This is a genomic window from Arthrobacter monumenti (assembly GCF_054511255.1).
The window spans coordinates 1-18,795 of the sequence record NZ_JBTNCY010000010.1; the positions used below are offsets into that span (position 1 = coordinate 1).

Sequence of the window (18,795 nt, forward strand, 5' to 3'; positions counted from 1 at the left end):
CAGGATCGACGCCGACGGGTCCCGCTCGGAGGGCTTGAGGATGAACGCGTTACCGGTGGCAATCGCGACCGGTGCCATCCACAACGGCACCATCACCGGGAAGTTGAACGGAGTAATCCCCGCCACCACACCGATCGGCTCCCGGAACGAATACACATCAATGCCGGTCGAAACCTGGTCCGAGTACTCGCCCTTGAGCTGTTCAATGATTCCGCAGGCGAACTCCACGACCTCCAGGCCGCGTCCGATCTCGCCCTTCGCGTCGGCGAGGACCTTGCCATGTTCGGAGGTGACAATCGCGGCCAGCTCATCCACATTCGCCGACAGCAGTTCACGGAACTTGAACAGGATCGACGTCCGCTTCGACAGCGACACCTGCGACCAGGAATCGGCCGCGTTCCGCGCCGACGCGACGACACTCTTAATATCGTCCTGGTTCGCCAACCGCAGCTGGCCAGTGACCTTCCCGGTCGCCGGGTTGAAGACATCCTGCGTACGGTCGCCCGTACCCGAAGTCGACTCCCCATTAATGAAATGCGCAATCGTGTTGGTCATGAGAACTCCTTACGTCCTTGGCCCAGAAGCGGGCGCTGTTCTGCCTTGTGGTCTTTGTAGATTTTGTAGGCCTCTTGGGTTGATTCCAGCTCCGATGTCTCCGAGACGGGAACGTCCCACCAGGATTCTGAATCGGGTGCGGGAATCAGCGGATCTGAATTGACGTGCACCAGCACCGGCCCATCGGCAGGATCCGAGGCCTTGGCCCGGCGGAGAGCCTCTTCCAAGTCGCTGATGGTGTTCTCGCCAGGTTCGACGCGGAGCACCTTCACGCCGAGCGATTCGGCGTTGGTTGCCAGGTCGATCGGCAACGTGTCACCGGCGTCGAAGCTGTGCTGCTCCTCGTCGAGGTAGCGGTATTTTGTGCCGAAACGCTCCGAGCCCAGTTCCTCCGACAGCGAGCCGATGGAGGCGTAACCGTGGTTTTGGATCAGCACCACAATGACCTTGATCTTCTCTGCGACGGCGGTGACAAGTTCGGTGTGCATCATCAGATAGGAGCCGTCGCCGACCATAATGAACACGTCCCGGTCCGGTGCTGCCCGGCGAACGCCGATGCCGCCGGCGATTTCGTACCCCATGCAGGAGAAGCCGTACTCAACGTGGTAGCCGGAAGAGTCCCGCACCCGCCACATTTTGTGTAGGTCTCCGGGGAGGGAGCCGGCTGCACAGACGACGACGTCGCGTGCTTCCGAGATGCTGTTGACCGCGCCGATGATTTCGGCCTGGGCGGGAAGCGGCGTGTGGCGCTTGCTGTGCGCGGCGTCGACAATGCCGTCCCAGTTCTTCTTCTCCGCGGCGATGGCCTGCTCGAGATCGGCGCCGGTGCGGTAGCCGCCAAGCATACCGGTCAGCTTCACCAGTGCCTTGCGGGCGTCCGCCACCACAGGGATGGACGTGCCGTGCTTGTAGGCATCCAGCGGGGCGACGTTGATATTGACGAACCGGACATCCGGGTTGGCGAAGGCAGTCCGCGAGGCGGTGGTGAAATCCTCGTAGCGGGTGCCGATTCCGATGATCAGGTCCGCTTCGGCTGCCAGCTTATTGGCCGCCGTCGTACCGGTTGAACCAATGGCGCCCAGCGAGAACTGGTGGTCCCACGGGAGGACCCCGACGCCTGCCTGGGTATTGCCCACCGGGATTCCAGTCGCTTCCGCAAAGGCGGCCAGCTCGTCGGTGGCGTAGGCGTACAACACGCCACCGCCCGCTACGATCAGCGGTCGTTTAGCGTTGCGGATGGCCTCGGCTGCGGCGCGCAGGTCGGCTTCCTCCGGTTCCGGGCGGCGGATGCGCCAGTCCCGTTCGGCGAGGAATTCCTCCGGAACCTGCATGGTTTCGGCCTGCACGTCCTGCGGCAGGGAAATCGTGACGGTTCCGGTTTCCGCCGGATCCGTCAGCACCCGCAGCCCATTCAACATGGCGGAGAAAAGCTGCTCCGGACGGGAAACCCGGTCGAAGTATTTCGACAGCGGCCGGAAGGCGTCGTTGACCGAAATGTCGTACGCGTCCGGGCGTTCCAGCTGCTGCAGTACCGGATCCGGGGCACGCGTGGCGAAGGTGTCGCTGGGCAGCAGCAGTACCGGCAGCCGGTTAATCGTTGCCAGTGCCGCGCCGGTCAGCATGTTGGTCGAGCCCGGTCCCACCGACGCGGTGACGGCGTAGGTTGACCGCCGGCGCTTCATCCGCGTGAACCCGACAGCCTGATGCACCAGCCCCTGTTCGTTGCGGCCCTGGTAGTACGGCATGGCCGCCGGATCGGTCACCTGGTACTGCTTGAGGGCCTGGCCCACGCCGGCCACGTTTCCGTGACCGAAAATTCCGAACATTCCCGGAATGAGCCGCTCGCGGAACTCCTCGTTCCCGACCTGGTCTACGGTGTATTGGCGGGAGAGGAATTCGACCAGGGCCTGGCCCACTGACATTGTGCGGTTTGCCATGAGTTACTCCGTTACTCCCTCTGCCTCGATGCCGCTGCCGAATGTGTCTTGATTGTTTTGATTGTCGTGTTGGTTTTGACGGAGCAGTGACGCGGCCGTGGCCACCGCCGCAGCCACATCGCCGTCCCGCGGATAGAGCAGCGTGCGTCCAACGGTCAGGCCCTGCACACCGGGCAGTGCCAGCGCCGCTTCCCAGCTGGCGAAGACGTCGTCGGGCGCTCCATTGGGATCGCCACCGAGGAGCACGGTCGGCATCGTGGTCGCAGCCATCACCCGCTCCATGTCCGCCACCACGGGCAATTTCAACCAGGTATAGGCGCTCGTGGAGCCCAGGGCCGAGGCGATCGCGACCGATTTAATGACGGCGTCGGTGCTGAGGTCATTGCGGATCCGGCCGTTGTCCCGGACTGAGAGGAACGGCTCCACCATGGCGACGAGTTTGCGCTCTGCGAGACTGTCGACGGCGCGTGCCGTCGCTTCCAGCGCCGAAACCGTCGCCGGGTCCTGCAGGCAGATCCGGGTGAGCATCTTGCCGCCGGTGGCACCGATTTCCGCGAGCGCCTTTGCGGTATGGCCGGTGAAACGGTCGTCAATCTCGTTGACCAGGCCGGTGAGTCCGCCGCGGTTCATCGAGCCGAAGATGAGTTTGCCGTCGAGTGCGCCGAGCAGGAGCAGGTCGTCGAGGATGTCCGGGGAGGCGAGGACGCCATCGACGGCCGGATTCTCCAAGGCGACCAGCAACCGGTCCAGCAAATCGTGCCGGTCGGCCATCGCCGTCGGGTTGTCCCCTACTGCGAGGGCTCCACGGGCGGGGTGGTCGGCCGCAACGATGAAGTTCTGGCTGCCGGAGCGTGGGCCGGGATGCGGCCGCCGGTTCGAGGCGGCGCGGCTCACCGCGTCCGGGTCTTCCAACCGGATGTCGGTGAGGTCCCGGTAGCGGTGCGCGCCGGAAGTCTTGCTCAAGACCGGGTTCGTTGTCATGCCAGCACCTTGCGTCCACGCTCGGCCAGCAGCGACTTGACCTCGTCCGGTGTCGGCATTGCATCGGCGCAGGAGAGCCGGGAGGCGACAATGGCGCCGGAGGCGTTCGCATAGTCGAGCACCTGCTCCAATGGCCAGCCGGCCAGCAGCCCATGGCAGAACGCGCCGCCGAAGGCATCGCCGGCGCCGAGTCCGTTGAGGGTCTCGACCGGAACCGGAGCGGAAACCACCCGCTCGTCCTTGGTGGCGGCCATTACGCCTTCGGAACCAAGCTTGACGACGGCAATTTCGACGCCGGCCGCCAGCAACCGGTCCGCCTGCTCGTCGGGGGTTCCTTCGCCGACGGCGACTGCGCATTCTTTGTCGTTGCCGATCGCTACGGTCACCTCGGGAAGAACATGGGCGACGGCGTCGCGTGCGTCCTGTTCCGAGTCCCAGAACATCGGCCGGTAGTCGAGATCGAGGACGGTGAACTGTCCTGGCCGCAGGTCCTTGCGCGGCCGGGCCGCGTGCGCCGCGATGTGGGCCTGGCGGCTCGTTTCCTGGGCAAGACCGGTGACGGTTGACCAGAAGATTCCCGCCGAGCGGATGGCATCGAGATCAAGCTCCTCCTCGCGGATCTGCCAGTCCGGCGCCGTGGGCGTGCGGTAGAAGTAGAGCGGGAAATCCTCCGGCGGACGAATGGCACAAAACGTGACCGGCGTCGGCCAGATTTCGACCTCGGAGACGAACCGGTCATCCACGCCGAACTTCCGCAGTTCCTGGTGAAGGTAGGTGGCAAATGGATCAATGCCGGTACGGGTGATGACAGCCGATGCACGTCCGTGCCGGGCGGCCGCCACCGCTACGTTGGTGGGTGATCCGCCCAGATACTTCCGGAACGTCGATACATCCTCAAGCCCAACGCCAATGTCTTCGGGATAAATGTCAACGCTGATCCGACCGATGGTCAATACGTCGTGGGTCACGCTGCTCGCCCGCCTCTCCTGTTTCCGCTGTGACTTCTAAAGGTGCAGCAGCACCGAAGCGCTTGTGATTCGAAGCACAGAACTACTCTGCAATAGATTCCATTGTCCTGTCAAATGTTTGTACTGACATATGGACAAGCTAAAACGCGGGTACGCCAAGCTCCCCGGTGACATACTGTGCACGGCCGAATCCGAACGACCAATCGCCGGGCGAATTTTCGACATAGCCAACGAAGACATCTTCGCCGGAAATGCCCACCTCATTGAGCTCATCCGCGATCCGGGCAAACAGTGCCGTCTTGGATTCCTGGCTGCGCCCCGACTGTGTGAAGATCTGGATCATCACCACCTCCGGACTGCGGTCAAACCCCAAACCGGCATCCTGTGCCCGGATCTGGCCGGCCGGGTGCTCGGAGAAAATATGGAAAAGGTCCCGGGGCGGGATGCCGTATTCGTCAACGATGGCGGCATGGATCCGGTCACTGATCGCTTCCAGTTCGACGGCGTCCCGGCCGGCATTGACATCGATACGCACCAGCGGCATTTCCACTCCCTTGATAGTTTGTCCTGTCATACTATCAAAGTTTGACGCGTACCGGCAGTCCCGTCTCCAGAGATTCCTGGGCGGCATCGGCAACCCGGGAGGCGGCGACAGCATCCTGGGGTGGGCAGGGATTCGGGCGGTTCCCCAGGATCAAGTCCACGAAAGCGGCCATTTCTTCCCTGTAGGCCTGTTCAAACCGCTCGATAAAGGTCTGATGCGGCGTGCCGGAGGGGAAGTCAACGCCTGTCTCCGCCGATTTCATCGCCAATTGTTCATCGAGTCCGACCAGCAACGAAGCCTGTGAACCCTGAATCTCCAACCGCACGTCGTGTCCGGCCCCGTTGTAACGGGTGGCGGAAACGGTGGCCACCGTGCCGTCGTCGAACGTCACCACAGCCAAAGCGGTGTCGACGTCGCCCACGGCTCCAATCTCCGGGTCGCCGTTGTTGCTGCCCTTGGCGTAGACCTCGACGATTTCGCGGCCGGTAAGCCAGCGCAGGATGTCGAAATCATGGACCGAGCAGTCGCGGAACAGTCCGCCGGAGGTTGCCAGGAACGAGACGGGCGGCGGAGTCATGTCGCAGGTGACCGCGCGCAGGGAGTGGACCCATCCCAGTTCGCCGGCACCAAAAGCGCGTTTGGCCTCCAGATAGCCTGCGTCGAAGCGGCGCTGGTGACCAATTTGGACGACGCCGTTGTGCGCCTCCACATAGTCGAGGACAGGGAGCGATTCGGCAACGTTGACGGCGACCGGCTTTTCGCAGAAGACCGGAATTCCTGCATCGACTCCGGCCATAATCAACTCGGGGTGCACGGCTGTTCCGGCGGCGATCACCAACCCATCCACCCCGGAAGCGAGCAGTTCCTCGACACTGGGAACAAACCCGGCGCCGAGGTCGGCTGCGACCTCCCGGGCATGGTCGGCCGCCACGTCGGTCAGCCGGAGGTTTATTTTGAGGTCCGGCATGGTGCCCTCAAGGGCAGCAATGTTGCGGGCATGCATCACGCCGATGCGGCCGACGCCGACCAGGCCAAGGGTGAGTTCCTTCATGGTTCCTCCATTTTAGATGGATTATCGATTTGTCCTGACAACCTATCTTTCCATGGACTACTCGCGGACGGAACCTTCCAGCATGCCGCGGATGAAGTGCCGCTGGAGGAATAAGTAGACGATGACGACAGGAAGGGCCACCAGCACGGCGGCCGCCGCCAGCAACGCGGTTTCCTGGACATGCTGACCCTGGAAGAAGGCCAACGCGAGCGGTGCCGTACGGAGGTCACCGTTGGGCGACATCACCAGCGGAATCAGGAATTCGTTCCACGTCCACATGAAAGTCAGCACGACCAGGGTTACGACGGCGGGCCGGGCCACGGGCAGCAGGATGGAAAAAAGCGTCCGGAAGGAGCTGGCACCATCCAGAGTCGCCGCCTCCAGCAGCGCCTTGCTGGAGGAACGGAAGCTGGCCCGCATCCAGAACGTGCCAAAAGCCACGGACTGGGCTATCTGCGGCAACGCGATCGCCCACAGCGTGTTGGTGAGTCCAACCGCACGGAGGTCGAAAAACAGCGGCACCACAATAGCCTCGCTGGGAACCATGATGCCGAGCAGGAACACATAGAACAGGACCTGCGAACCCGGGAAGGTCATCGTCCCGAAGGCGTAACCTGCCAGAATCGACAAGACCGCCGACGCCGAGACGACGATCATCGCGACGGTCACCGAGGTCAGCATGTAGCTGGAGAAGTTTCCCTGCTGCCAGGCGTCCACGAAGTTGCCGGGATGCAGCCCCAGGAATCCGGAACCGGCGTCGGACCCCTGTGGGCCAAGTGCGTTGCCAAGGATGATCAGGATTGGACCCAGCGCCATGGCGGCGAAGAAGAAGAGAAGGAGGTAATTCATCAACCGTTCGGAGCGGGCGATCATGCACTTTCCCTCTCGCCGATCCGGTTCACAATCAGGTTGATCGCGAAGATCATGACGGTCAGCACAATGGCGATGGCTGCCGCGGATCCGACTTGTCCGAGTTCAAAAGCCCTGCGGAACACTTCATAGGAAGGCACCGACGTCGAATTGCCGGGGCCTCCCCCGGTGGTGACGTAGATCAGGTCGAACGTCTTCAGCGCGGCGATAATCGTCAGCGTCAGAGCCACGACAATCTCGCCCCGGACCGCCGGGAGCGTCACGGCGAAGAATTCGCGGACCGGGCCGGCGCCATCGAGGCGGGCGGATTCGTACAGCTCCCCCGGAATCCGGCTCATGCCGGCGAGCAGCAATACCGTCACCAGTCCGGTCTGCACCCAGGTTCCAATCAGTCCGACGGCGGGTAGTGCCAGCACGAAATCGCCCAGCCACGGACGTGCCAGCTCGTCCAGCCCGATAGCCTCCAGTACGGAGTTCAGGGTGCCGTCCGGCGCGTAGATCTGGCGCCAGGCGATCGCCACAACGACCAGCGCAATCACCTGCGGGAGGAAAACGATCGTACGGAAGGCGCCCAGGCCACGTACCCGGGCGCGGTGCAGGACGGCTCCGAGCATCAGGCCGATGACGACGGGCAGCACGGCGTAGAAGAAAATCAGCACCAGCGCATGCATGAAGGAGGCACGCAGCTCCGGGTCGGTCAGCACTTCCTGGTAGTTCGCGAACCCCACGAAAGTGGCCAGGCTCAGCCCGTCCCATTCATAGAGCGACAACTGGACGGCGCGGATCAGCGGGTAGATCATGAAGGCGCCGTAGACCACAAAGGCCGGCAGCAGGTAGAGGTACGGGGTAAGCCGTGAGTGTGCCGCAACCGAGGGCCGGCGCCGCGTGCCGGCCCCCGGTCCCAGCTCAGCTGCCTGAGCTGGTGAACTCTTCATAGTCGGCTTGTGCCTCCTGGAGGAATTCTTCCGTCGTCAACCGTCCCGCAATCAGCCCTTGCAAGGCCGCTCCGAGAGTTTCGCCCATGGTCGGTGTGGCGTAGTCGAGGTAGGGCAGCAGGCTTCCCTCACTGGTGACCTCTCCGTACACCTCGTAGACGTCCTTGAGCACACCCGATTCGGGTGCGTAGGAAGCCGTGTTCAACACCGGAACGTTTCCGGTGTCGGCCAATACCTGCATGGCTTCCTCGGAGGTGATGAAGTCGATATACGCTGCCGCCGCGTCCGGATGCTCACTGCCGCTGGTGACGGCGAACGGCAATCCGGTTCCACCAGTGGTGACCGGCGGATCCCCTGCTTCGACCGGCGGCGGAGCCATGAAGCCGACGTCGTCGCCCATCTCTTCCTCGAGGCCTGCGGCGAGCCACGAGCCGGCAACCAGGAAGACACCCTCGCCACCGGCAAAGGCGTTCCAGGCGTCGTCGTACGCGGTTCCATTCGGAGCCTTGCCAAGGTAGCCCCGTTCGGCCCATTCACCGAACTGCGACGCGGCGGCCTCGTTTTCCGGCGTCGTCCACGAAGCGCCCTCGTTGCCCAGTGCGAGCGAGGTGATTTCGTCAACGGGCACATGGGCGCCCTGGATCGGTCCGAAAACGTGCAGCGCGGGCCACTGCTCGAGATTGCCAAGGTTTATCGGCACTTCGCCCGCCTCGCTGGCCGTGGCCAACGCCTCTTCAAATTCCGCCCAGGTCTCTGGCACTTCCATCCCGAGTTTTTCGAGCTTGCTCTGGGAGTAATAGACCCCCACGACCTCGCCGACCTGCGGTAGACCGTAAAGGTTGCCTTCGCCGAAGGTCTTGCCGTCCTCGCTGTACGTTGAGTACTGCAGCACTGATTCCGGGTACCGGTCCCTCCAGCCATAGGCCTCGGCATACCGCTCGAGGCTAACGATCTGGTCGGTCGAAACGAACGCTCCCATGTCGGAGCGGCCGTTGTTGGCCTGCACCACGTCCGGAGCGTCCTCGCCGGTGAGGGCCAGGCGCAGGGTGGTTGCCAGATCATCGAAGGACTGCGAGTTCCGGTCGATGGTGACGTTCGGGTACTTTTCCTCGAAGGCGGCATTGAGTTGCGTCATCTGCTCGTTCTGGCCGCCGCGGACCTCCTGGTCCCACACCGTCAGGGTGATGTCACCGAGGCTGGCGATATCCTTCGTGACTTCCCCTGCCGGGGCACTCGATTCTTCGGTCGATTCCAGATTGGAACCGGGCGTGCACGCGCTGATGCTCAGGGCCGCGACGGCGGCAACGGCCAGCACGCGCCCGGCCCGCAGGGATGGATATCTCATCGCAAAACTCCTCGGTCGTATATATGTAATTGTGGATCAAACAGGACGGCGATGGTGGTAAGCCGCACGTTAATTCCCTCCGTCCAGGGCCCCGGTCGTCTGCGCCAGGATCTGCAGAACCTCATCCACCGTGTCGACGCATTGGATGGATCGTGCCATGGCCCTGTTCCTGGCGAGCGCCTGGAGCACCGGCCAGGCCGGCAGCACGTTGGTCCAGTAATCCCGCCCGACGAGGATCATCGGGGTGACTGCTGTATCCGCCGCATAGTAATTTTCGCAGGCATCCTGGAAGATCTCCTGCACCGTTCCCGCCGCGCCGGGCAGGAAGACGATGCCGCCGCTGCACCTCTGCAGCAGCACCGCTTCGCGGACAGAATTCGTGAAGTATTTCGCGATATGGGTGGCGAAGAGGTTAGGCGGTTCGTGGCCATAAAACCAGGTCGGGATGCCGATGTTGGCGGTGCCCTGCGGATGGCGGGCCAGGACTGCGTTGGCGCTCCTGGCCCAGTCCGTAATCGAGGGCTGGAATCCCGGCGTCCCGGCCAGGGCTGCAACCGCGGCCGTATGGTCCTCCCCGCTGGCCGAAGACAGGTAGGCGCCAAGATTGGCGGCCTCCATCGCGCCCGGACCACCTCCGGTTGCCACCATTACGCCACTTTGGGCCAGCAGCCGCCCAAGCCTGGCGCCGTCGTCGTACTCCGGGGTGCCGCGGACCACGCCATGGCCACCCATTACCCCGACGACGTCGCGTCCTGCCGCCGGTCCGCCGGAGTCGAAGAGGTCATCCAGGGCGTCGCCGATCGCATGATCATGGAGAGCGCTGGCCAGCGTGGCATTCAGATTCCGGGCCGTACCGGGACGGGTGCTCCAGGCGTAGACCCGCGCATCCAGCGTCTGCTCATAGGGTTCGGACTCGAGTCCGGAGTAGAGTTCAGCCGCGGTGTAAAGGCCTCCCCGGTAGGCGTCGAACGGAGTATCGGGCAGGTCGGGAAAGACCAAGGCGCCGCCGGAGCGCAGATGCTCCTCGACGCCGTCGGAAAAATCGCAGCCAAGGAAAATGGACCCGGACGGCTCAAGCCGCCGCAACGCCTCCGCCCGCCCGGTCAGGTCGACCGACTGGACGTGCCAGCCCTGCATCGACGCCGATCCCTGCGCTACGAGCGAGTCGAACTGCTCCAGCGACTCGACATCGACGGCGTTGACCCGGGGACCAAGGTTGGGCGCGGGATTCATACTTGAACCCTAGCAAGGTGGACCGGCAGGCTCGCGGCGACCTGCTCAGGCGCGGGCGTTACGGGAGGTTGCTGCCGCCGAGCCGCCTGGTTCGGGCTGCGGCGCGGGATCGTGATCCGGCTCCGGTTCCGGTTTCGAGGCTGGGGCCAGCTCCAGGGCCAGCTCCGGGGCCAGCTCCGGTTCCACGGACGGGTCCGGCACGGCGTCCCGCTCAATGACGGTCGCCAGCGGTATCTCCCGCACGAAGGACAACAGCACCGCTGCGGCAATGGCGAGTGGCACCATGTACAGGAACAACGGTGTCAGGGCGTCGTTATAGGACTGGATGATCGGATTCCGCACGGCTTCGGGGAGAGTGTAGACGAGTTCCGGCGTAAGCGAATTGATGCCGCCCTGTGTGCGCACACCATTGGCCGGCAAGCGTTCGGTCAACAGGGACGCCAGCCGTGCGGTGAACAAACTTCCCACAATGGCCGATCCCAGCGAGGCGCCGATCTGTCGGAAAAAGTTGTTCGACGCCGTCGCGGTTCCGACGACGCTGTTGGGAAAGGAGTTCTGCACGATCAGCACGAGGATTTGCATACTCAATCCAAGCCCAATGCCCATCAGGGACAGGAACAGGCAGATGAGCACTACCGGCGTCGACGGCGTGATCAGGGACAGCAGCAGCAAGCCCCCGGCCACGGAGGAGGCACCGGCAATCGGCATCCATTTATACCTGCCGGTTTTGCTCACCAGTTGCCCGGCAATAATCGATGTCAGCAGCATGCCGCCCATCATCGGGACCATCAACAGTCCCGCATTCGTGGCGCTGGCGCCGGTCACCATCTGCAAGTACGTGGGCATGTAACCGATGGCGCCGAACATGGTGACGCCGATCAGCAGGCCGCCGCTGGTGGTCAACACGAAATTCCGTTCCCGGAACAGATACATCGGCAGGACCGGCTCTTCCGCACTTCGTTCCACCAGCACAAACGCCACGGCACTGGCAGCCGTCAAGCCGAGCAGTCCAAGGATTTGAGGCGAGCTCCAGCCGAATTCCGTTCCGCCCCAGGTCCCGACCAGGACCAGCGACGTGGTACCAGCGGCCAACAGCATCATTCCGGTGATATCGAGCCTGGCCCGCCTGCGCGGGCGTTGCGGCAGGTGCAGGAACAGCAACACGACGACCATGGCGGTAACCCCGAGCGGCATGTTGATCCAGAACATCCAGCGCCAGCCCGGACCTTCCGTGAACCAGCCGCCCAGCAGGGGTCCGGCCACCGACGCGAGCGCAAACACCGCGCCCATGAATCCCATGTACTTGCCGCGCTCCCGGGCGGGAACGACGTCGGCAATGATCGCCTGCGAGAGGATCATCAGGCCGCCGCCCCCGAGTCCTTGGATGGCGCGGCCGAAGATCAGCCAGTTCATTCCCGGAGCCAGCCCGCCCACGATGGAACCAGCCATGAAGATGGCGATCGCCAGCAGGAGCAGGTTCTTGCGTCCCATCAGGTCGCCGAGTTTGCCGTATACCGGCATCACAACTGTTGCCGCCAGGATATAGGCGGTGATGACCCACAGCATCTGGTCGACCCCGTTGAGCTCGCCAACCATGGTCGGCAATGCCGTGCTCAGGATCATCTGGTTCAGTGCCGCCAACAGCATGGAAAGCATGAGCCCGACGAAGAGCAGGACGATACCCGGTTCTTTACCGCCCGCAGCGGTATCGGTGGGCTTGGTGGCTGTGCTCATGGGACTTCCCGCAGGTCCTCCTGAAGATTCGTTGGCTCGTGATCCGCCTGAAAGAACAGTCTAATGGTCGTTGTCCTGCGCAACTATGCCCGGACAGCAAAAACCCCGGGTCCATAGTCAGCGACCATGAGCCCGGGGATTCAGGTATTGCTTTAGAGGCTTTTTGCGATTTCGCGCAACAACCCGGCAGTCTCGGAAGGAGTCTTGCCGACCTTCACACCGGCCGCCTCGAGGGCTTCTTTCTTGGCCGAGGCGGTTCCGGCGGAGCCGGAAACAATGGCGCCTGCGTGGCCCATCGTTTTGCCTTCCGGCGCAGTGAATCCTGCGACATAGCCGACAACCGGCTTGGACATGTTCGCCTTGATGTAGTCGGCCGCGCGCTCCTCTGCGTCGCCACCGATTTCACCGATCATGACGACGGCCTTGGTATCCGGGTCTGCTTCAAAAGCTGCCAGCGCATCGATGTGGGTGGTGCCGACAACGGGGTCGCCGCCAATGCCGATGGCGGTGGAGAATCCGAGATCCCGCAGTTCGTACATCATCTGGTAGGTCAAGGTACCGGACTTCGAGACGAGGCCGATCGGTCCCTTGCCGGTGATGTTCGCCGGGGTGATACCCGCCAGCGACTCCTCCGGAGTGATGATGCCGGGGCAGTTGGGTCCGATGATCCGCGTGATCTGGTTGCCGTCGGCGTCGACCTTCGACTGGGCAAGCGCCCAGAATTCGGCCGTATCCTGAACCGGAACGCCCTCGGTGATGATGACGACGAGACCGATACCAGCCTCGATGGCCTCAACAACGGCATCCTTGGTAAACGCCGGCGGGACGAAGACGACGGACACATCAGCGCCAGTCTTCTCCATCGCTTCGGAGACCTTGCCGAAAACAGGCAGTTCGTTCCCGCCGTGGGTCACGGTGGTTCCGGCCTTGCGGGCGTTGACGCCGCCGACGATGTTGGATCCGGCCTTGAGCATCAGGGCCGTGTGCTTGGAGCCTTCGCCGCCGGTAATGCCTTGGACGATGACCTTGGAGTCTTTGTTCAAAAAGATAGACATATGTGAAGTTCCTTAGATCTCGACTAGCTCGATCAGCGAGCCGTAAAAAAGCTCGATCAGCGAGCGGAGAAGGCGAGCTCGGCCGCCTTATCGGCGCCCTCGTCCATGGTTGAAGCCAGCGTGACCATCGGGTGGTTGGCCTCGGACAGAATCCGGCGGCCTTCCTCCACGTTGTTGCCGTCCAGGCGGACGACCAGGGGCTTATTCTCCTTGTCGCCAAGGATTTTCAATGCGTCGACGATGCCGTTGGCGACTGCGTCGCAGGCGGTGATGCCGCCGAAGACGTTCACGAAAACGCTCTGAACCTGCTCGTCGTTGAGGATGACGTCCAGGCCGGCTGCCATGACAGCGGCGGACGCTCCGCCACCGATGTCGAGGAAGTTAGCGGGCTTCACGTCGCCGTGCTTCTCGCCGGCGTAAGCGACGACGTCCAGCGTGGACATGACGAGACCGGCGCCGTTACCGATGATGCCGACTTCGCCGTCGAGCTTCACGTAATTCAGGTCCGCGGCCTTGGCCTTCGCCTCCAGCGGATCGGCCGACTCTTTGTCCTCGAGTGCAGCGTGATCCTCGTGCCGGAACGCGGCGTTCTCGTCAATGGTGACCTTGCCGTCGAGGGCGATGATGGCGCCGTCTCCGGTTTTCACCAGCGGGTTGACCTCGACCAGCGTGGTGTCTTCCTTGGTGAAGACGACCCAGAGCTTGAGGATGGCTGCGATGACGCCGTCACGGACCTCGGCCGGGAAGCCTGCCGCGTCGACAATCTCCTCTGCCTTGGCCTGATCGAGGCCGGTGCCTGGATCAATGGCGATCCTCGCCAGAGCGTCGGGACGCTCAACTGCAAGCTGCTCGATTTCCATGCCGCCTTCGACGGAGCACATGGCGAGGTAGTTTCGGTTCGCCCGGTCCAGCAGGATCGAGAAGTAGTACTCCTCAGCGATGTCCGCGCCCTGGGCAATCATGACCTTGTGGACGGTGTGGCCCTTTATGTCCATCCCGAGGATGTCAGTGGCGTACTGGAACGCTTCGTCTGCATTCTTGGCTACCTTGACGCCGCCGGCCTTGCCTCGGCCGCCAACTTTTACCTGGGCTTTTACGACAACGACGCCGCCAATTTTCTCGGCTGCCGCCTTTGCTTCTTCGGGTGTATGGGCCACGATCCCAGCAAGCACGGGGACGCCGTGTGCTTCGAATAGATCGCGAGCCTGATATTCAAACAGGTCCACGTCAGTTACTGTCCTTCTACGTCGAAGTCGATGGTTAAGTTCCAAAGGGAACAATAGTTCAGTTTGGGCGGCTGCCCGTCCCACACTACCGCTTTCGTGAGTAAGCACACAGTTCTATAACTTGTAGAAAATGCGGCGTCTGCGCTAGTGCCCGGATGGCGGAAATCCAGCGTTTACTGATGCGTGCCGGTGGTGATCCTGCGCCGCAGGAACAGGAACAGCGCTCCCCCGCCGAGGACGGCAGCCCCGAGCAACAGCGGCGCCGGGCCCATCTGTGCTTCCGGCATGGTCGCCACGGCCCTGTTGCCATCATCGACGTCGTTGCCGGCCAGCTCTGCAGGTGAACCGGTTTCAGATACTTCACCGGCTGGAATCGGCACGGGATCGCCATCGCTCAGGACCGTTATGGTCATTTCCTGTTCGGCTGTTGACCCGAACCGGTCGGTGCTGACAACCGTGAAAGTGTAGGTTCCCGCTGCGTGGGACTCCGGCTGGCCCGTCAGTACGCCGCCTTCCAGCCGCATACCGGCCGGAAGATTACCGACCCTGTTAGAGCTTCCCGTAACAATTCCGCCACTCTTGCTGTCGGCGACGCCTTGGAGGGTTGGCCCGGAGTCAAGCAGCTTCGAGGAACCCGTCAAGGTAGTGGGAGCTGTTCCAATCCAGCGTGAGCTCTGCACCGGCGCTGAATCCGCTTCGGTGCCTGCCAGCTGGGAGCCTTTGAGGCTGTAGGTGAAGGGGCCTTTGCCGCCCTCGGTGTGGAGCACGACCGGCTCGTAAGGCTCACCGGCGCGGGCCGGCTCAAGAGGCGGCGCTTCAATATCGAGCGGGCGTTCCTTGACCACAATCGTGTACTTGTGGGTGTCGCGGCCGTTCCCGGAGATGACTTCGACGGTGAACGAATGCTTCCCAACGTGCTTCACGGTGCCTGTGATGAGACCGGTATCCGGATCCAGGGTCAATCCCGGAGGCAGCGCCCCAGAGACCACGCGGTAGGTGACATCACCGGTTCTGCCGGGGACATCCAGGTTCAGCTTGACTTCTTCTCCGGCCACAATGCCGGAGTCGACGTCGGGATCAAGTGACAGCGGTGGTTCCGGATCACCGGGAGCCGGCTCGCTCGGCGGGACCGCAGGATCCTTCGGCCCGGACGGCGCCGAAGCATCGGGCTTTGGTGTCCCGGGGTCAGTCGTGCCGGGGCCGGTCGTACCGGGGTCTGTCGTGCCGGTCGACGGGCCCTCCACCGGGACGGTGGGTTGCTCCACCTGGCCACCAGGTGCCGGATGAGTGGTGGGAGTATCGGTGCTGGGTTTCCCAGAGGGAGGCGGTTCCTGTGTGGTCCCACCGTTATCGGTTCCCCCGCTGGAAGCGCCGTCGCCTGGAGAACTCTCAACCGGGTCGGGCTGCGGCTTCGGTTCGGGCTCCGGTTCAGGTGCCGGCACCGGTTCCGGCTCCGGGGCCGGCGCCGGCGCCTCGGACGGCGTCTCCCCGGACGGCGTATCGCCCGTTGTGGGGCTCTCTGTCGACGGCGGCTCCGTCAACGTGCTGCCCCCCGTCAGGCTGTCCGCCCCTGGGGCAGTCTTCAGCTTCGGGATAACAATTGGGGATTCATTCACCAAGGTAGGGCCACCGTCCAAAGTCGGCGTCGGTCCGGGCTGCGGCGATGTGGTGGACGTGGCCGTGAGGTAAATGATCGGAGCGGCGGCCTGGGAGGGCGCAACGAAGGCAAGGCTCATGGCGGCCACTATGAGTGACAGCAACAGCGCATACACCAAACGTATGCGGTCCGCCGAGCGGTTCATTCCGGTCTCCCCCGAGCGAGTGTTTCCCTTGATGCGAGTAATAAGAAAGTTGGTGCTGAATATTGAGTTGTCGGTGGTTTTCGACCCCTACGCCTTGCTCAGTGGTGCATACCTGAGCAGTAGACGCTTTTCCCCTACATTGAACTGTACCTTGGCAACGGTCTTGTCTCCAGACCCCTCAAGCGAGAGAACTGTACCATTTCCAAAACTTGTGTGACTAACTTTATCTCCAATTTCCAAAGAAAGAACCTCTTTATTTGGTTGGACCCTCCCTGCAGCGGCAGGCCGGGATACCGTGCTGGGTGGCAACTGGCCTCCGCCGGCGGCGCCCCAGTAGGATCCGCCGTACCTGCTCGTCCCGCCACTGTTGGTCGAGCCCCAGCCGTCCGCGGCAAAGCTCCGCGTCCTGCCTTCACGCTTCCAGTCGACCAATTCACGGGGGACCTCCTCAATGAACTGGCTGGCCGGGTTGTATTGGCTCTGCCCCCACATGCTCCGCTGCTCCGAACGCGTTAGATACAGGCGTTTGCGGGCGCGGGTCAGGCCTACGTATGCCAGCCTCCGCTCCTCAGCCAGTTCGGCCGGATCAGCCATCGAACGCTGATGCGGGAAGATTCCGTGCTCGAGGCCGGTCAGGAAAACGACCGGAAATTCCAGTCCCTTGGCCGTGTGCAGCGTCATTAGCGTGACAACGCCTTGTTCGCGCGCCGCCTTGGCCTGGGCTGCAATATCCTCTTCCGATGCGCCTTCATCCGGCTGATCCGGAATCTGGTCGGCGTCGGCTACCAACGAAACCTGCTCCAGGAACGCGCCCAGTGAGCCGTCCGGATTATCGCGCTCATACTCCCGGACGACGGCAACCAATTCCGCAAGGTTCTCCACCCGGGATTCATCCTGTGGATCGGAGCTCTGCCTCAGTCCCGCAAGATATCCAGTCTGCTCAAGCACGGCTTCCAACGCCGCGGCCGCACCGGAACCGTCGGCAACGTCGCGAAGGTCATCAAGGAGTTTCACGAAGCCGGTGACAGCGTTGACCGACCGGGTTGCCATGCCGGGTGCCTCTTCCGCCCGGCGCATCGCTTCCATGAAACTGACGCGATCCCGATCGGACAAGGCTGCCAGCGCGCCCTCTGCCCGATCACCGATGCCGCGCTTCGGTTCGTTGAGGATCCTCCGCAGGTTCACCACGTCGTCGGGGTTCACCAGCACGCGAAGATATGCCAGTGCGTCTTTGATTTCCTTGCGCTCATAGAACCGTGTGCCGCCGACAACCTTGTAGGGCAAACCGACGCGCATCAGGATTTCCTCCAGCGAGCGGGATTGGGCGTTTGTGCGGTAGAAGATCGCGATATCGCCCGGGCGCAATCCGTGGTCGTCCTGCAACCGGTCGATTTCCTCGGCGATGAAGCGGGCTTCCTCGTGCTCGTTTTCGGCGACGTAGCCAATGATCTTTTCGCCGTCGCCTTCGGCGGTCCAGAGCCGCTTTACCGGGCGGTCCGGGTTTCTAGAAATGACGGCGTTCGCGGCCGAAAGGATGGTCTGGCTGGAGCGGTAGTTCTGCTCCAGCAGAATTGTCCGCGCATCCGGATAATCTTTCTCGAATTCGACGATGTTGCGGACGTCGGCACCGCGGAATGCGTAAATCGATTGGTCCGAGTCCCCGACGACGGTCAACTCGGCACGACCGTCCGAATCAGACGCGCCAACCAGCTCATGAACCAGTGCGTACTGCGCGTGGTTGGTGTCCTGGTACTCGTCGACGAGTACATGGCGGAAGCGCCGCCGGTAGGAATCGGCTACCGCGGGAAAGGCCCGGAGCAGGAAAACGGTTTGGGCGATCAGGTCGTCGAAGTCCATGGCGTTCGCCGCCCGGAGCCGTTGCGTGTAGCCCTTGTAGACTTCGGCAACCGCCTGCTCGAACGGATCCGAGAGGTTTGCGGAGGAGGCGAAAGAGTCGTCATCGATGAGTTCGTTCTTTAGCGCGGAAATTTTGTGCTGGATCGACCTCGGCGTGAAGCGCTTGGGGTCCAGTTCGTGCTGTTTGGCCACCTGCGTGATCAGGCGCAGCGAATCCGCCGCATCGTAGATGGAAAAATTCGAGTTCATTCCGACGGTTTTGGCCTCACGGCGCAGGATCCGCACACACGAGGAGTGGAAGGTGGAGATCCACATGTTCCGCGCCGAATCACCGACCAGCGAGCCAATGCGTTCCCGCATTTCGGCCGCCGCCTTGTTGGTGAACGTGATGGCGAGGATCTGTCCCGGCCTGGCCCTGCGGGTGGCGAGCAGGAACGCGATCCGGTGACTCAGCACCCGCGTTTTACCGGAACCGGCTCCGGCGACAATCAGCAACGGGCTGCCCGCGTGCTTGACCGCCTCCTCCTGTTGCGGATTCAACCCGGCTAGTAAGTCCTGCTCTCCGGGGAGCGCGGGGGCGGCGGGGCGGTTGTCCGTGTCTGCCAGTTCCGAGTAAAGAGAATTCATGGTGCTTTAAGTCTAGGCGCTGGCACAGACAGGAACGACGGCGGCTCTGGTGAATGCTCCACGCTTAAAGCATTG

General features: G+C 62.9%; 15 protein-coding genes. All 15 read right to left on the reverse strand.

The window, feature by feature from the left end; genetic code table 11:
* A partial coding sequence (locus ACX80B_RS15095) for an aldehyde dehydrogenase family protein (RefSeq protein WP_459294950.1) occupies window positions 1–555 on the reverse strand: 555 nt, incomplete at its 3' end.
* Window positions 552–2,477 carry a 3D-(3,5/4)-trihydroxycyclohexane-1,2-dione acylhydrolase (decyclizing) gene (gene iolD / locus ACX80B_RS15100; RefSeq protein ID WP_459297782.1) on the reverse strand — a complete coding sequence of 642 codons (1,926 nt, stop codon included), beginning with the start codon at window positions 2,475–2,477 and terminating at the stop codon, window positions 552–554. The genes ACX80B_RS15095 and iolD, both read right to left, overlap by 4 nt.
* Before the next feature lie 18 nt (window positions 2,478–2,495).
* Window positions 2,496–3,473, reverse strand: coding sequence for a Cgl0159 family (beta/alpha)8-fold protein (locus tag ACX80B_RS15105; protein ID WP_459297615.1), 978 nt, complete (start codon window positions 3,471–3,473; stop codon window positions 2,496–2,498).
* The gene (iolC, locus tag ACX80B_RS15110; RefSeq protein ID WP_459297617.1) at window positions 3,470–4,441 is read right to left on the reverse strand and encodes a 5-dehydro-2-deoxygluconokinase; all 972 of its coding nucleotides are present in this window, start codon (window positions 4,439–4,441) and stop codon (window positions 3,470–3,472) included. The genes ACX80B_RS15105 and iolC overlap by 4 nt, the downstream gene beginning before the upstream one ends.
* 139 nt (window positions 4,442–4,580) lie before the next feature.
* Window positions 4,581–4,985 (reverse strand): tautomerase family protein, encoded by a 405-nt coding sequence (locus ACX80B_RS15115; protein WP_459297784.1) that lies wholly within the window; start codon window positions 4,983–4,985, stop codon window positions 4,581–4,583.
* 34 nt (window positions 4,986–5,019) lie between these two features.
* Window positions 5,020–6,036 carry a Gfo/Idh/MocA family oxidoreductase gene (locus ACX80B_RS15120; protein ID WP_459297619.1) on the reverse strand — a complete coding sequence of 339 codons (1,017 nt, stop codon included), beginning with the start codon at window positions 6,034–6,036 and terminating at the stop codon, window positions 5,020–5,022.
* 57 nt (window positions 6,037–6,093) lie between these two features.
* Window positions 6,094–6,909: a carbohydrate ABC transporter permease gene (locus ACX80B_RS15125; protein WP_459297621.1), complete on the reverse strand. Its 816-nt coding sequence runs from the start codon at window positions 6,907–6,909 to the stop codon at window positions 6,094–6,096.
* On the reverse strand, window positions 6,906–7,841 hold the full coding sequence (locus ACX80B_RS15130) for a carbohydrate ABC transporter permease (RefSeq protein ID WP_459297623.1): 936 nt from the start codon (window positions 7,839–7,841) through the stop codon (window positions 6,906–6,908). Before ACX80B_RS15130 ends, ACX80B_RS15125 begins: the two co-directional genes overlap by 4 nt.
* Entirely contained in the window at window positions 7,813–9,186 is a 1,374-nt protein-coding gene (locus ACX80B_RS15135) for an ABC transporter substrate-binding protein (protein ID WP_459297625.1), read from the reverse strand. Before ACX80B_RS15135 ends, ACX80B_RS15130 begins: the two co-directional genes overlap by 29 nt.
* Window positions 9,187–9,255: 69 nt before the next feature.
* On the reverse strand, window positions 9,256–10,419 hold the full coding sequence (locus tag ACX80B_RS15140) for an LOG family protein (protein ID WP_459297627.1): 1,164 nt from the start codon (window positions 10,417–10,419) through the stop codon (window positions 9,256–9,258).
* Window positions 10,420–10,464: 45 nt separating this feature from the next.
* Window positions 10,465–12,153 carry a DHA2 family efflux MFS transporter permease subunit gene (locus tag ACX80B_RS15145; protein ID WP_459297629.1) on the reverse strand — a complete coding sequence of 563 codons (1,689 nt, stop codon included), beginning with the start codon at window positions 12,151–12,153 and terminating at the stop codon, window positions 10,465–10,467.
* A 152-nt stretch (window positions 12,154–12,305) separates the two neighbouring features.
* Window positions 12,306–13,208: a succinate--CoA ligase subunit alpha gene (gene sucD / locus ACX80B_RS15150; RefSeq protein ID WP_459297631.1), complete on the reverse strand. Its 903-nt coding sequence runs from the start codon at window positions 13,206–13,208 to the stop codon at window positions 12,306–12,308.
* 56 nt (window positions 13,209–13,264) lie between these two features.
* Entirely contained in the window at window positions 13,265–14,434 is a 1,170-nt protein-coding gene (sucC, locus tag ACX80B_RS15155; RefSeq protein WP_459297633.1) for an ADP-forming succinate--CoA ligase subunit beta, read from the reverse strand.
* Window positions 14,435–14,607: 173 nt separating this feature from the next.
* Entirely contained in the window at window positions 14,608–16,236 is a 1,629-nt protein-coding gene (locus ACX80B_RS15160; protein WP_459297635.1) for an Ig domain-containing protein, read from the reverse strand.
* A gap of 87 nt (window positions 16,237–16,323) precedes the next feature.
* The gene (gene pcrA, locus ACX80B_RS15165) at window positions 16,324–18,720 is read right to left on the reverse strand and encodes a DNA helicase PcrA (RefSeq protein ID WP_459297637.1); all 2,397 of its coding nucleotides are present in this window, start codon (window positions 18,718–18,720) and stop codon (window positions 16,324–16,326) included.
* Window positions 18,721–18,795: the final 75 nt, after the last annotated feature.